This window comes from Testudinibacter sp. P80/BLE/0925 (assembly GCF_053570785.1).
Genome location: NZ_CM131636.1, coordinates 2,216,726 through 2,229,709, shown reverse-complemented (window position 1 = coordinate 2,229,709; position 12,984 = coordinate 2,216,726). Strand labels below are relative to the sequence as shown.

General features: G+C 41.5%; 14 protein-coding genes and 1 tRNA gene. 13 read left to right on the top strand and 2 right to left on the bottom strand.

The genetic code is table 11. From position 1 onward, the window contains the following. Nucleotides 1-8: 8 nt before the first annotated feature. Entirely contained in the window at nucleotides 9-1,187 is a 1,179-nt protein-coding gene (locus ACWA5Z_RS10825; RefSeq protein WP_431052259.1) for an efflux RND transporter periplasmic adaptor subunit, read from the bottom strand. A 175-nt stretch (nucleotides 1,188-1,362) separates the two neighbouring features. Here ACWA5Z_RS10825 and glnS point away from each other — a divergent pair, with 175 nt between their 5' ends. Both glnS and ACWA5Z_RS10815 read left to right on the top strand, forming a co-directional pair. Continuing rightward, nucleotides 1,363-3,045, top strand: coding sequence for a glutamine--tRNA ligase (gene glnS / locus ACWA5Z_RS10820; RefSeq protein ID WP_431052257.1), 1,683 nt, complete (start codon nucleotides 1,363-1,365; stop codon nucleotides 3,043-3,045). 104 nt (nucleotides 3,046-3,149) lie between these two features. After that, nucleotides 3,150-3,584, top strand: coding sequence for a YcgN family cysteine cluster protein (locus ACWA5Z_RS10815; RefSeq protein ID WP_431052255.1), 435 nt, complete (start codon nucleotides 3,150-3,152; stop codon nucleotides 3,582-3,584). Between the two features lie 76 nt (nucleotides 3,585-3,660). On the opposite strand, the gene ACWA5Z_RS10810 is transcribed toward ACWA5Z_RS10815, so the two are convergent. Further along, on the bottom strand, nucleotides 3,661-5,031 hold the full coding sequence (locus ACWA5Z_RS10810) for an L-cystine transporter (RefSeq protein ID WP_431052253.1): 1,371 nt from the start codon (nucleotides 5,029-5,031) through the stop codon (nucleotides 3,661-3,663). Between the two features lie 232 nt (nucleotides 5,032-5,263). Here ACWA5Z_RS10810 and ACWA5Z_RS10805 point away from each other — a divergent pair. The 11 genes from ACWA5Z_RS10805 (at nucleotide 5,264) to ACWA5Z_RS10755 (ending at nucleotide 12,731) form a co-directional block, all read left to right on the top strand. Beyond that, nucleotides 5,264-5,340 (top strand) — tRNA-Val (locus ACWA5Z_RS10805). 271 nt (nucleotides 5,341-5,611) lie between these two features. Further along, on the top strand, nucleotides 5,612-6,835 hold the full coding sequence (locus ACWA5Z_RS10800; RefSeq protein ID WP_431052251.1) for a tyrosine-type recombinase/integrase: 1,224 nt from the start codon (nucleotides 5,612-5,614) through the stop codon (nucleotides 6,833-6,835). Between the two features lie 151 nt (nucleotides 6,836-6,986). Next, on the top strand, nucleotides 6,987-7,511 hold the full coding sequence (locus ACWA5Z_RS10795) for a hypothetical protein (RefSeq protein ID WP_431052249.1): 525 nt from the start codon (nucleotides 6,987-6,989) through the stop codon (nucleotides 7,509-7,511). Nucleotides 7,512-7,642: 131 nt separating this feature from the next. Then, nucleotides 7,643-7,903 (top strand): hypothetical protein, encoded by a 261-nt coding sequence (locus tag ACWA5Z_RS10790; protein WP_431052247.1) that lies wholly within the window; start codon nucleotides 7,643-7,645, stop codon nucleotides 7,901-7,903. 158 nt (nucleotides 7,904-8,061) lie between these two features. Then, nucleotides 8,062-8,277 (top strand): helix-turn-helix transcriptional regulator, encoded by a 216-nt coding sequence (locus ACWA5Z_RS10785; protein ID WP_431052245.1) that lies wholly within the window; start codon nucleotides 8,062-8,064, stop codon nucleotides 8,275-8,277. Nucleotides 8,278-8,291: 14 nt separating this feature from the next. Next, entirely contained in the window at nucleotides 8,292-8,564 is a 273-nt protein-coding gene (locus ACWA5Z_RS10780; protein WP_431052243.1) for a hypothetical protein, read from the top strand. Beyond that, on the top strand, nucleotides 8,565-8,936 hold the full coding sequence (locus tag ACWA5Z_RS10775) for a terminase small subunit (protein ID WP_431052241.1): 372 nt from the start codon (nucleotides 8,565-8,567) through the stop codon (nucleotides 8,934-8,936). Next, nucleotides 8,923-9,369 carry a hypothetical protein gene (locus tag ACWA5Z_RS10770; protein ID WP_431052239.1) on the top strand — a complete coding sequence of 149 codons (447 nt, stop codon included), beginning with the start codon at nucleotides 8,923-8,925 and terminating at the stop codon, nucleotides 9,367-9,369. Before ACWA5Z_RS10775 ends, ACWA5Z_RS10770 begins: the two co-directional genes overlap by 14 nt. Before the next feature lie 86 nt (nucleotides 9,370-9,455). Continuing rightward, complete coding sequence (locus tag ACWA5Z_RS10765) at nucleotides 9,456-9,899, top strand: ArsR family transcriptional regulator (RefSeq protein WP_449343183.1); 444 nt, start codon at nucleotides 9,456-9,458, stop codon at nucleotides 9,897-9,899. A 1,800-nt stretch (nucleotides 9,900-11,699) separates the two neighbouring features. After that, complete coding sequence (locus ACWA5Z_RS10760) at nucleotides 11,700-11,972, top strand: hypothetical protein (protein ID WP_431052235.1); 273 nt, start codon at nucleotides 11,700-11,702, stop codon at nucleotides 11,970-11,972. Nucleotides 11,973-12,071: 99 nt separating this feature from the next. Then, the gene (locus ACWA5Z_RS10755; RefSeq protein ID WP_431052233.1) at nucleotides 12,072-12,731 is read left to right on the top strand and encodes a class I SAM-dependent methyltransferase; all 660 of its coding nucleotides are present in this window, start codon (nucleotides 12,072-12,074) and stop codon (nucleotides 12,729-12,731) included. Nucleotides 12,732-12,984 lie beyond the last annotated feature (253 nt).

The following is a 12,984-nucleotide window of genomic DNA, read 5'->3' as shown; positions in this document are numbered from 1 at the left end:
TCGCCCGATTAAAAGCGCATGCGCATTTGTCCGCCGTTACCGACGGCTTCGCCTTGCCGCATTTCAGCGGAAATCACCTTGTCGCCCTCTTCCAGACCGGATAATACTTCGGTGTTTATCTCATCACGGATACCGATTTTAATCGTGCGGGTTTCCGCTTTGTTATCGGCGGTCAATACCCGCACTTGATACTGTTCGCCGACTTTTTGAATCGTCATGGTCGGAATGGTCAGCACATTTTCGACATCGGCAATCGTAATCGTATTTTGCGTGGTCATGCCGATTCGCAGCGCTTCGTCAGGGTTGTCGATCAAGATATTGGCATAAAAATAAACCGCACTGCTGTTACTGGACGATTCGTTGTAATCGTTATCGGTCAAGGTGGTAAGCGCCGGATCAATCGAGGCGATTGCCGATTGATAGACTTTGTTGGGTTCCGCCAGCGTGGTAAACCGCACTTTCATGCCGGTTTTGACTTTGCTGATGTCGCCCTCGGAAATTTCGGCTTTGATCAGCATTTTCGTTAAATCGGCAATTTGCATAATGGTCGGCGCGGTTTGATTGGCGTTGACGGTTTGCCCTTCGGATACCGGAATGGAAATAATCGTGCCGTCAATCGGCGCCAGAATTTTGGTATAACCTAAATTGGTTTTGGCGGTTGTTACTGCAATTTCCGCTTGTTTAATCGACGATTCCAGTTGGGCAATCGTCGAGTGTGCATTGGCAAGATTCACCCGAGCCGATTCGAGACTGTCTTGGGTGGCGGATTTCTGTTTATATAGCCGATTAATGCGATCATAAGCGGATTGTACGGCGGCTAAATTGGCTTGCGCCGCGGTCAATTGCGCTTGGTAGGAAGCTAATTGCGAAAGTGCGGTATTGAGCGAATTTTCTTGGTTTTTCGCATCAATTTCTGCCAGTAATTCGCCTTTTTTTACCTTTTGCCCTAGATTGACATGAATTTTGAGCAACTGACCTGAGACCTGTGCCCCGATTTCCACTCGGTTATGGCTGCGCACCGTGCCGGTGGCGATGACGCTGTCGGATAGGGAAGCGCGGTTGACGTTTTCCGTCATATAGGTCACTTTATTTTCACTGTGACTGCTTTGCCAATATTGGTAACCGCCGAAAAGTGCGGTTAACACCACTACCGCAAGGACAACGGTGTTGATTTTGTTTGCTTTCATAGGGATATCACGTTGCTTGGGTTAAAATTGTAAATTTTGTGAGTGAGATATACTATATCACCAATTTATTAAGAAGAACTTAAACATTTGCCGCGTGTTAGCGGTTTTTTTCCGCTGCTAAAGCGTGTAGAATAGACCAATTTTCTATTAAGATTTACTATTTTAAGGAAGTGCAATGAGCCAACCTGAAATCGCTGCCGTGAATGCGGCAGAACATCGCCCGTCTAATTTTATCCGCCATATTATTGATGAAGATCTGGCGCAGGGCAAAGTCAATAATGTCTATACCCGTTTTCCGCCTGAACCGAACGGCTATTTGCATATCGGCCATGCCAAATCGATCTGCCTGAACTTCGGTATCGCCAGAGATTATCAAGGCTTATGTAATTTGCGTTTTGATGACACCAACCCGGTGAAAGAAGATGTGGAATATGTCGATTCAATTAAGCAAGATGTGGAATGGCTCGGTTTCAAATGGCAGGGCGAAGTGCGCTATGCGTCGGATTATTTCGATCAACTGTACGGCTATGCGCTTGAATTGATTGAAAAAGGCTTGGCGTATGTCGATGAATTATCGCCGGAGGAAATCCGAGAATATCGCGGTACACTGACCGAAGCCGGCAAAAACAGCCCTTATCGCGAGCGGTCGGTTGAGGAAAACCGCACTTTATTTGAAAAAATGCGTAACGGCGAATTTGCCGAAGGCAAAGCCTGTCTGCGTGCCAAAATCGATATGGCGTCACCGTTTATGGTAATGCGCGATCCGGTGTTGTATCGGATCAAATTTGCCCACCATCATCAAACGGCGGACAAATGGTGCATTTACCCGATGTACGATTTCACCCATTGTATTTCCGACGCGCTTGAACGTATTACCCATTCATTGTGTACGCTCGAATTCCAAGACAACCGCCGTTTATATGATTGGGTGTTGGAAAATATTTCAATCGAGCGTCCGTTGCCGCACCAATATGAATTTTCGCGTTTGAATCTGGAAAGCACGCTGACCTCAAAACGCAAACTGTTGCAATTAGTCAGCGATAAAATCGTGGACGGCTGGAACGATCCGCGTATGCCGACCATTTCCGGCTTGCGCCGCCGCGGTTATACCCCAGCGGCATTGCGTGAATTCTGCGAACGTATCGGCGTGACCAAACAAGACAATATGGTTGAATTCAGTGCGCTGGAAGCCTGTATCCGTGATGATCTCAACATCAACGCCCCGCGTGCGATGGCGGTGCTCAATCCGTTGAAAGTGGTGATTGAAAATTATCAAGGCGATGATGAGCTGGTGACCGCGCCGAACCACCCGAACCGTCCTGAACTGGGCGAGCGCAAGTTGCCGTTCGGGCGTGAAATTTATATCGATCAAGCCGACTTCCGCGAAGAAGCGAATAAAAAATATAAACGTTTGGTGCTGGGCAAAGAAGTGCGCTTGCGCAACGCCTATGTGATTAAAGCCGAACGGGTGGAAAAAGATGCCGACGGTAATATCACCACCTTATATTGCAGTTACGATCCGGACACTTTAGGTAAAAATCCGGCGGACGGGCGTAAAGTAAAAGGCGTGATCCATTGGGTTTCGGCAACGCAAAATAACGCGGCGGAATTCCGTTTATATGATCGCTTGTTCAACGTGGCGAACCCGGGGGCGGCAGAGGATATTCTCAGCGTGATTAATCCGAACTCTCTGACCGTGGTACATGGCGTGGTCGAAGTGAATTTAGCCGACGCCGAAGCGGAAAAAGCCTATCAATTTGAACGCGAAGGTTATTTCTGTGCGGATAGTAAAGATTCTCGTGCCGATAACTTAGTGTTCAATTTAACGGTCGGTTTGAAAGAGAGTAGTGGTTTTTAATCACGCTTAATTTTTAATCTCGCCCTCCGTCCTTTGGACACCTCCCTTCGCCAGCGGAGGGAGGGAATGTAAAAGTGCGGTTCGGTAATCCCTTGAGAGAAATAATGAAAGTGCGGTTTTGGCAAACAAAATCCCTGTTGGAAATGGACGAACAAGAATGGGAAGCGTTGTGCGACGGCTGCGGTTTGTGTTGCTACCGCAAAATCCTTGACGGCTACGGCAAACACGAGCGCATCTATTACACCAGTATCGCTTGCAACCAACTCGATTTGAATAGCGGTAAATGTGGCAACTACGCCCAACGCTTTGAATTGGAAGAAGATTGCACCAAACTGACCAAACAAAACCTGCCTGATTTCGGCTGGCTGCCAAAAACCTGCGCTTACCGTTTATTATACGAAAACAAACCGTTGTTTGACTGGCACCCGCTCATTTCCGGCAATCCCGACTCGGTCAAACTCGCCCGAATCCCGATTGAAAACGGCATTCATGAACGTGACGTGATTGCGTGGTTTGATCATGTGATTGAAGCGGTTTAATAGCGTTATCAATTCAAGAATAAAAGCCCGTTTCTGATATGAAATGGGCTTTTGCATTAGCTATTTAAAGTGCGGTTTATTCCGCTTTCGGATTTGCCAGCACCTGCAAATCGGTCTGTTTTAACCATTTACTGCTCAATGTGCCGGCAGTGATTGCGCCGTTCACGTTAAGTGCGGTGCGCCCCATATCAATCAGCGGCTCAATCGAAATTAAGAGTCCGACTAATTCCAACGGCAATCCCATGGTTGATAGCACCACAATCGCGGCAAAGGTTGCGCCGCCGCCGACACCGGCGATACCGAAAGATGAAATGGTGACAATCGCCACTAATGACAAGATAAAGTGCGGTGCCAGCGGATCAATCCCGACCGACGGTGCAACCATAAATGCCAGCATTGCCGGATAAATCCCGGCGCAACCGTTTTGCCCGATGGTTGCGCCGAACGTCGCCGAAAAGTTAGCAATCGTGCCCGAATTACCCAGTCTATTGGTTTGGGTTTCGATATTTAACGGAATCGTGGCGGCACTGGAGCGTGAGGTGAAGGCGAACAGCAAGGTCGGCAACACTTTTTTGTAATAGCTGAACGGATTAATGCCGCTCAATGCCAACAGCACGCCGTGTACAATGAACATTACTCCAATCGCCAAATAAGACGCAATAATAAAATTCAGCAGGTTAAGAATATCCGCCCAACTAGACGTTGCCGCCATGCGCGTCATCAAGGCTAAAATCCCGTATGGAGTCAGGCTGATGATAATCCGCACCAAGCTCATCACCAATTTATTCAAACTGTCGATCCCTTGCGTGATACGCTCAGCGGTTTCGGTTTGATCTTTACGCAAACGCAGGGTGGAAATGCCCAAAAAAGCGGCAAAAATCACGGTGCTGATAATCGAAGTCGGATTTGCACCGGTCAGTTCCGCAAACGGATTGCGCGGAATAAAAGAGAGCAACATGGCCGGAATGGTTAAATTGGCAACTTGATCTACCCGCCCTAATACGCGTTCTTGTGCCGCGACTTCACGCGCCCCGGCGATTAAACCGTCCGCATTCAAACCGAACAAGGCGCTGAACCCGATCCCGACTAAAGCGGCAATAGCGGTGGTAAACAACAGAACGGAGAGAATGCTAAAGCTGATTTTGCCCAATCCACCGGCATCATGCAGTTTGCTGATCGCCGATAAAATCGAAACAAACACCAACGGCATCACAATCATATGCAGCAAACGGACATAACCGCCACCGACCAGATTAATCCAATCCAGACTGGCTTTGACCGCACTTTGATCGCCGTACAGATTTTGCAATGCAATGCCGAACACCACGCCCAGCACTAACGCCAATAGTACGGTAACCGCAAGCGAATGACCTTGCTTTTTAAAATGATATAAGACAAAGACTAAAGCTAAAAAAATTGCCAGATTCAGCAGCAGATAGAGAGACATAATGAACCTCGGTTAAAAGAATCAATCAATGGAGATAGCATAACCTGTTATACTCAAAAGATGAAATGACAATACACAATAAATTATGCCGAGAAGATATAATAATGCTTTTCTGTTGCGAAAAAGATGATTTTATTCGCATTTTGTTTAAAAAAATAACAATTGAATGCGCAAGACGAAAAAAAACTTGTTCCTTAATCTGAAAGTCGCTATTATAGCGCCACTTCAAAATGCGACCGTAGCTCAGTTGGTTAGAGCACCACCTTGACATGGTGGGGGTCAGTGGTTCGAGTCCACCCGGTCGCACCATCAAGCCGTTCATAACACTTCATCAAACTACACTAACCCCTTATAAAACCTAGCGTTATCGCATTTTAGTTGTTTATTTCACTTCACTATATTACACTTAAATCCACGAATTTTGACTATACGAATGACTATACGGCTAAGGCATAGTTAAAAGCCGTATAGTTAAAAGTTGTTTTTTCTTTTATTCTTCAATTAGTTAAGTGATAACTATACCGCTTTTTTAAATAAAAGGTCGTATAGTCATTCTTAACATACTGAAATAGGTGAATAAATGGCTAAAGTTGTAGCTCCGCTGACTAATACCCAAGTAGCACAAGCAAAGCCCCAAGAGAAAGATTACCGCCTTTTTGACGGTGGTGGATTGTCGCTATTGGTCAAATCAAATAGTTCTAAATTATGGCGTTTTGAATATAAGAAACCATTTACTAAGAAAGCGGCATTACTTAGCTTAGGGGCATACCCTGAAATATCCATAGCTCAAGCACGCCAAAAAAGAGAAGAATTTAGAATCTTACTAGCGCAAGGCATTGATCCACAAATCAAGCGAGAGCAAGAAAAATTAGAAAAGCAATTAGAGCTGGCTAATACACTTCAAGCAATGGCGGAGAAATGGAAAGCTAAAAAACTTCAAGAAGTCGCTGAACTGACCATTAACAAAAACTACCGCAGATTAGAAAAGCATTTATTCCCCTATGTCGCCAACTGCCCTATTTCAGATATTACCGCCCCTTTAATGGTAAGTGCATTGCAACCACTGGCAAAACAAGGCAAATCAGAAACATTACACCGCATTATCGGTATGCTCAACGAAATATTAGATTTTGCGGTGAATGGTGGCTTGCTCACTTATAACCCTTGTACAAATATTCGTAAGATGTTTGCGAAACATACCAAAACCAACAACCCCGCAATTCATCATGATGAGATACCGCAATTTTTAAACGATCTACAAAATAGCAATATTGAGCCGAAAACACGCTTTTTAGTGATGTGGCAAATGCTGACAATGGTGCGTTCTAATGAGGCTGTTTGTGCGGAATGGGCGGAAATTGATTTAGAAAAAGCATTATGGACGATACCAGCGGAAAAGATGAAAAAGACAAGACACAGCCTGAAAAATCCGCACATTGTACCGCTATCACCACAGGCACTGACGATATTGAAAAAAATGCAACCGATGACCGGACATTTAAAATATGTTTTTGCCAGTAGCCTAACCAGTGGTAAGCCGATGAACAAAGAAACCGTAAATACGACTATTAAACGCATGGGCTACAGTGGCAAACAAACCGCCCACGGCTTAAGGCGTTTAGCAAGCACCTATTTAAACGAAATGGGCGAGCCTAGGGATTATGTAGATGCTTGTCTTGCTCACCATATCCAAGGCGTTAGCGGTGTGTATAACAAGGCGACCTACTTCAATCAACGCATAGGCATTATGAACAGGTGGGGCGCATTTATTGAAGAATGCCAAAAGAAAGCCGTTACGTTGTAACGTTATAAAGTGCGGTTGAATTTCCACAGATTTTATTAATTTAGTGCGGCTAGGTGAGGATTAATTACCCACACCGAAAGATAGTAACCCTTATTGCTATTGTCGCACTAATTCAATCAGTAAGGGATATTGTTGCGCTAAGGGGCGTTTTATGACAAAAAATCAAAGCTATTATAATTCATTACCTGAATGTTCTATTATTGATTATGAAGTCATTCCATACCTTGAAGCTGTTTTATTATGGTGCGGAGTTGAGAGAGAAGATCTACAAGGTGTTTTAAATGAAGTAAATGAATTAAGTTCTGGTATTTATCAACACCCTTATATTCCTTGCTTACAGAAAAAGACTAGAGTTTTGGAATTAGCAATTACACAGGGTGACATAAGAGCGGTAAGGGAACATGGATATGGTGGCGAAATTGAAATTTTAGATGACGGCACAAAATGCGTAAAAGATCATGTAGCTAGAAACCGTCGTCATTTTTGGATACAAGATTTAAAAGAATTTATTTCATCAAAATATCCAAATGATAAGCCTAAGACTTTATTTAATGATGATGAAAGAAAAACCCCTTTAACACAAATTCAGTTTGATGAATTACAGAGGAAATATGATAGCCTTTTACTTGAAAAAGTAAACTACAGTCACAACTTAATGAACTTCAAACAAAGTTAAGTTCTGCTGAAAGTTCCGCTAGAGATTATAAATCCGCACACGATCAAATTTCTGAACGATTAGAAAACGCAAAAACATATTTTCATAATTTAAAGTCTGAAAACGACAAATTAAAAAAAGAACATACTGACTTGAAAGCTAAAAATGATAATCCTAAAACTATAAACGCACTAACTAAAACATTAAAAGCATTTATTGCCGTCTGTTTTGGAGAAAATGTAGCGGATAATCCAAGATCACACATTGCCGAAAATGATATAACTCAAGGTACAAAATATACAAATGGCATTATTCAAATAGCCTTTGACAAAAATGGCTATAAAGTTCCTGTTACTGGTAGAACGCTATCAGAATGGATAAAGAATAGTGATATTTCCGATCTAAAACAGTAATGATATTCAAATTTTATTAGGGGGATATTCTCAAGTTTAGGGGAATATTCCTTTTTTTATCACTTTACATTTCATAATTCCCCACGTTGCAACATTAAACCATATAAAAGCCCTTGAGCGTTTATATCTGAATTAATTTCAAACGTGGAGATAATCCGATGAATGTCATCACCTCAAAAGCCTTTCAGCAAAAGCTAGGCATTAAACAAACCGCTTTTTACAACTGGCAAAACCCGAAGCACCCACAATATAAGCCCGATTTCCCTAAGCCGTTTTCACTTGGTGGGCGGTTAAATGGCTATCGAGAAAATGAAGTCAATGACTTTATCGAAAGCCTGATGAATGCCGATAAAAGCCGTAAAACGCACGCATAGGGAGCTTTTTAAATATGACTAATACCGAATATAAACCTACGCTGACAGGCGTTTTAAAACAGCTTTCAGAGCTACAGGAATTTATCAGCCCTGTTCTTGCTGGAAAATTACCCGAAGTGCGAGGCATTGAGCCACCAGCACCAACAAGGGAAATGACACTTAACGAAGTGATCGGCTTTATTGCTGACAAACTCACATTTTGTGAAATGGATTTAGACAAAATTCAACAAGAATTAATCGCACTTTATGGCGAAAACCCGACAAATTCCGCACAAAAGGGGGCATAAATGGCTAAGAAATTGACTGCTCAACAAGAAGCCTTTGCTTTTGCCGTATTTCAAGGCATGAGCTACGCAGGGGCTTATAGAAATTGCTACAACACGCTTTATATGGGAAATGAAACTATCCACACTGAAGCAAGCCGATTAGCCAATAACCCTAAGATTACCGCTAGGATTAATGAACTGAGAGCCGAATTAAAAAGTGAAGTTTTATCAAGTTCTACCGATTTATTGGCGGAATTAGAAGAAGCCCGATTGTTAGCATTGCGACATAAAAACCCTAACGGAATGACCACTGCCACAATGGCAAAAGCTAAGCTGTTAGGAATGTTAAAAGAAATTAAGGCAAAAGGACAAAATCAAGATGAAACAGAATAACCACAGCGCCAGTAATAATATCAGCATTAACTTGTTTCTTTCGGCTGACTTGAAACTATCCGCAATGGAACGCAGACCAATTGTATTATTAAAATTGATTGCTGACGGTGAATTGTCGGAGTTAGACACCTTGAATGCTGGAAATATCCTTAATGCGAGAAATGAAGTTAATGAAATTGAACGATTAGAAAGTTTTGAATTTATTCGAGTGAAGCACGCTAAAGCAAATGGGCGTGGCGAATATACGACTTATCGAGTCGCAAATAAATATCAGGGGGAAAAATTAATTTCAGCTTACAACCTGAAAGCCAAAGCAAAAGGCTATCCACCACTCACACCGATACAAATTCAAACTGCACTTAATAGGTTTGGTGAGCGTAATCCGTTTATCGTGGCTGATGATGAACGAATAGTAGCAAAGCCGAAACGATAAGGGCAATTGGCGTAATTTAAAAAACGCCCTTTCATGTTGTGAAACAGAAAGGGCAATATTTAAACTATTTTAACAGTGGTTATTATATGGGAAATAATGCGCAACGAACAGCACAACGAAAAAAAAGATCATCCAAACAAGAGAGAGCCGAGCGGCTAGGCGTGGATTTCAACAAGGGCGGATTTTCCACACTGCGGCATGATGTGATTAACAGCCCTGAATTTAACGCCCTAAGCGGTAATTCGGCTAAGCTCTTAACGAAATTACTAGGGCAATTCAACGGCTATAACAATGGCGATTTAACCCTATTACAAAACAAGGCGGCAGAACTTTACGGCATGAGTAACGCCACCGCCAAGAAAGCAATTGATGAACTGCTTGATAGTGGCTTTATTATCACCACACGGCAAGGCGGAAAAAATCGCTGTTCACTCTATGCCCTGACATTTATCGCAGTGAATGAGTGTGACAATAAAATTGATATTCAACCGACAAGAAAGCCACTGGACTATTGGAAAAAACCAAGATGACTTTCGCCAAAGGGAAACCCCAATTGACCGCTCAACCTGTTTTACCCCTTTTTGCTCACTTTCCTAATCGTTTTTATATGTAGTGTATATGGTATATTTATAAAGGTAACTAGAAACTAACGCTATTGGGGAGTAAAAAAACACATGACTACCCTAGAAACTAACGCTATTGGAAATAAATTGATTAAAAAATGACCACAATAGCGTTAGAAACTGGGGTAACTTACCCTAGAAACTGGGGTAACGAAAATCTAATAGCGTTAGAAACTAGGGTAATTGAATAGCAACCGCCACCAGCCACCCAACCGAACAAATCAACCGCCTTTATCACACAGGCACACCATTTATACGAATAAAACTAGATTAGCAAACTCAGCCTCGTAAGCACGCTTTACAGCGAAATAAGCACGGCATAGCACCACCATTCAACGACATCAAAGAAACGACCAAAGCAAGGCGGAACAAGGAGCTATACGATCCAACTAATTGTATAAATAACAAACAATTATCTGACTCGTATAAGCATTGATTTTTAATGGTAATTTCTAGATATTCGCATAACACGAACACCCACTAGCAAGACGGCATAGCATAGATTTAGCCAATCCAAAATTGGATTGGCTACAAGCTCAAAATTGAGCCTGTTAATTCACTTACATAGGCTTGTTTTCAAAATTGGTACTCACATGGGGTTAAAATTACAGTTATGGTATCGGTTTAATGGCAATCCTCGGTAAGTTTGCGAAAGTTTCTACGATTTGCGAAATACTAAAAGAACATATACACCTAGCAACAGAAAGGTATTAGGGATCTAATTGCGAAACTAAACTGCGAAAACCAATAATCATCTTGCTTTTCCTGTTTGATTGGCTAATCTATAATAGAAAACAAGGATATTTTGTTGGTTGATTTTCATACTGAATAATTGATGACTTTTGATTTTAACTATACGAATGACTATACCATTATAGGAGTTTTAATAAAAATTTATTAAAATACAATGCATTAAGACTTGATATCGAGTCCACCCGGTCCATCAAGCCTTTCACAACACCCCATTAAACTACACTAAGCCCTTATAAAACCTAGTTTTAGCGCATTTCAGTTGTTTATTTCACTTCACTATATTACACTTAAATCCACGAATTTTAGTTATACGTTTAGTTATACGGAGCTTGTATAGCTAAAAGCCGTATAACTAGAACACCGGTTTATATTATTTCCGGCTGCGTCAGCGTTATCCGTTTTCTAGTGATCGACTTTTTCGTAGCAATTATTTCAGTACCACTGTGGGTTTATTTGCGACAGCAAGCAGTGCGTGGGGCAGTTGGTGCGCTTGTTGAATATCCCAATCAGCAAGGCGGAACACTTCCACCAATTCGCCGACGGCAAAGCTACGCAGATCACTTGAACCACGCCAACAGGCTGCATGATGGCGTTGGCGGAAGCTAGTGCAGGTGCTAGGCGATGAGAGCTAACAACACAATCACAACTTATTAAGGTTTAGTTAAAATAATATCGTTTAAACTAAACTTTAGCGAATATTCTTATGTCATTATTTTTAAAATTATAAATTAGCCGTTGTGTTTAGCACACTGCGCACTGATAATACTCCATATCGAACAGAAATAAACCTGAAATGCAATTGTGACAAAACCATAAATATCAAGCATGATAATTACAAAACAATAACTTAAATTATAGTAACCCGCTTTACTAATTGGCGAAATAGTATTATAAATTTAGCACCTAGCGAGTTTATTTTGGTCCACTAATTTTTATTGAAAAGGAGTTCCAAAAATGAACTATAAATCTTTATTAGCCACCGCCGTATTCAGCATGTTGACATTGAGTGTACAGGCGAATGGATTAGAACAGCGTCCGATTGATGGTCGGTTGGATGGCTTTGATCCAACTACTAAAGGGGGATCGTTGGAATTAGAACAGCGTCCGATTGATGGTCGGCTGGATGGTTTTGATCCAACCACTAAAGGGGGAGTGTTGGAATTAGAACAGCGTCCGATCGATGGTCGGTTGGATGGTTTTGATCCAACGACTAAGGGTGGTTTTTAATTTCTATTTTTAAATAAAAAATAATTAACCAAAGCCCATTTGTAAATAGTGGGCTTTTTTAATGGTGCTTTGTGCACGCGATTGAATAAAGGAATAGTCATGTCTTTAAATACCCGGGATGGTACAAAAATTTATACACCGCTTTCTTTAAAATTATATGATTGGTGGGTGCTCGCGGTTTCTAATCGATATGCATGGCGCTGTGATACACACAATGTACTTTTACCGCACTTTAGCCAACATATTGGGGCTAATCATTTGGATATTGGCGTTGGAACCGGTTTTTATCCTAAAATGATTCGGAATCAGATTGAGCAAATTTCATTTGTAGACTTAAATCAACATAGCTTATCTTATGCAAGAAAAAGTATTGGCGATACCAAAATTCAGCAATGTGTGCAGCATGATATTTTTAATCCGTTTCCAAAAAATATGCATGAAACATTTGATTCGATCTCTATTTTTTATTTATTGCATTGCTTACCGGGAACGCTGCGGGATAAGCAAACCGCAATACGGCATGTTGTTGCTGCACTAAAACCGGATGGTGTTTTGTATGGTGCGACTATTTTGGGAGCAGGTGTTTCGCATAATGCGTTTGGGCGAAAATTGATGCAAGTTTATAATAAGAAAGGAATTTTCAGTAATTATCATGATTCGTTAGCGAGTTTGCAGGAGGTGCTATCGACCTTTTTTGTTGATGTAACTATTAAGGTTGAAGGCGTAGTGGCGATTTTCAGTGCCAAGCATAAAGTCTGATCCCAAAATTGGATAAATTTAAACCACTCAATTGAGTGGTTTTTTTGTAGAAGAAAATCAACATGGTTATAAATTAAGCATGTTTTTTAATTATTGATATGAATCAATTAATGGCGTGGTGATTTGTTGGTTAAATAATGATAAATCAATATTTTATTTTTATGAAAAAAATCAAATTTGATCTATGTCATTTTTTGTATACCTAATAAGGGGTATATTGAATGCGCTTCTAACGGAGGATGGAAGTCATTGG

Coding starts and splice junctions, on each gene's coding strand:
- ACWA5Z_RS10825 (WP_431052259.1), bottom strand. CDS start 1,187: ATGAAAGCAAACAAAATCAACACCGTTGTCCTTGCGGTAGTGGTGTTA.
- glnS (WP_431052257.1), top strand. CDS start 1,363: ATGAGCCAACCTGAAATCGCTGCCGTGAATGCGGCAGAACATCGCCCG.
- ACWA5Z_RS10815 (WP_431052255.1), top strand. CDS start 3,150: ATGAAAGTGCGGTTTTGGCAAACAAAATCCCTGTTGGAAATGGACGAA.
- ACWA5Z_RS10810 (WP_431052253.1), bottom strand. CDS start 5,031: ATGTCTCTCTATCTGCTGCTGAATCTGGCAATTTTTTTAGCTTTAGTC.
- ACWA5Z_RS10800 (WP_431052251.1), top strand. CDS start 5,612: ATGGCTAAAGTTGTAGCTCCGCTGACTAATACCCAAGTAGCACAAGCA.
- ACWA5Z_RS10795 (WP_431052249.1), top strand. CDS start 6,987: ATGACAAAAAATCAAAGCTATTATAATTCATTACCTGAATGTTCTATT.
- ACWA5Z_RS10785 (WP_431052245.1), top strand. CDS start 8,062: ATGAATGTCATCACCTCAAAAGCCTTTCAGCAAAAGCTAGGCATTAAA.
- ACWA5Z_RS10780 (WP_431052243.1), top strand. CDS start 8,292: ATGACTAATACCGAATATAAACCTACGCTGACAGGCGTTTTAAAACAG.
- ACWA5Z_RS10775 (WP_431052241.1), top strand. CDS start 8,565: ATGGCTAAGAAATTGACTGCTCAACAAGAAGCCTTTGCTTTTGCCGTA.
- ACWA5Z_RS10770 (WP_431052239.1), top strand. CDS start 8,923: ATGAAACAGAATAACCACAGCGCCAGTAATAATATCAGCATTAACTTG.
- ACWA5Z_RS10765 (WP_449343183.1), top strand. CDS start 9,456: ATGGGAAATAATGCGCAACGAACAGCACAACGAAAAAAAAGATCATCC.
- ACWA5Z_RS10760 (WP_431052235.1), top strand. CDS start 11,700: ATGAACTATAAATCTTTATTAGCCACCGCCGTATTCAGCATGTTGACA.
- ACWA5Z_RS10755 (WP_431052233.1), top strand. CDS start 12,072: ATGTCTTTAAATACCCGGGATGGTACAAAAATTTATACACCGCTTTCT.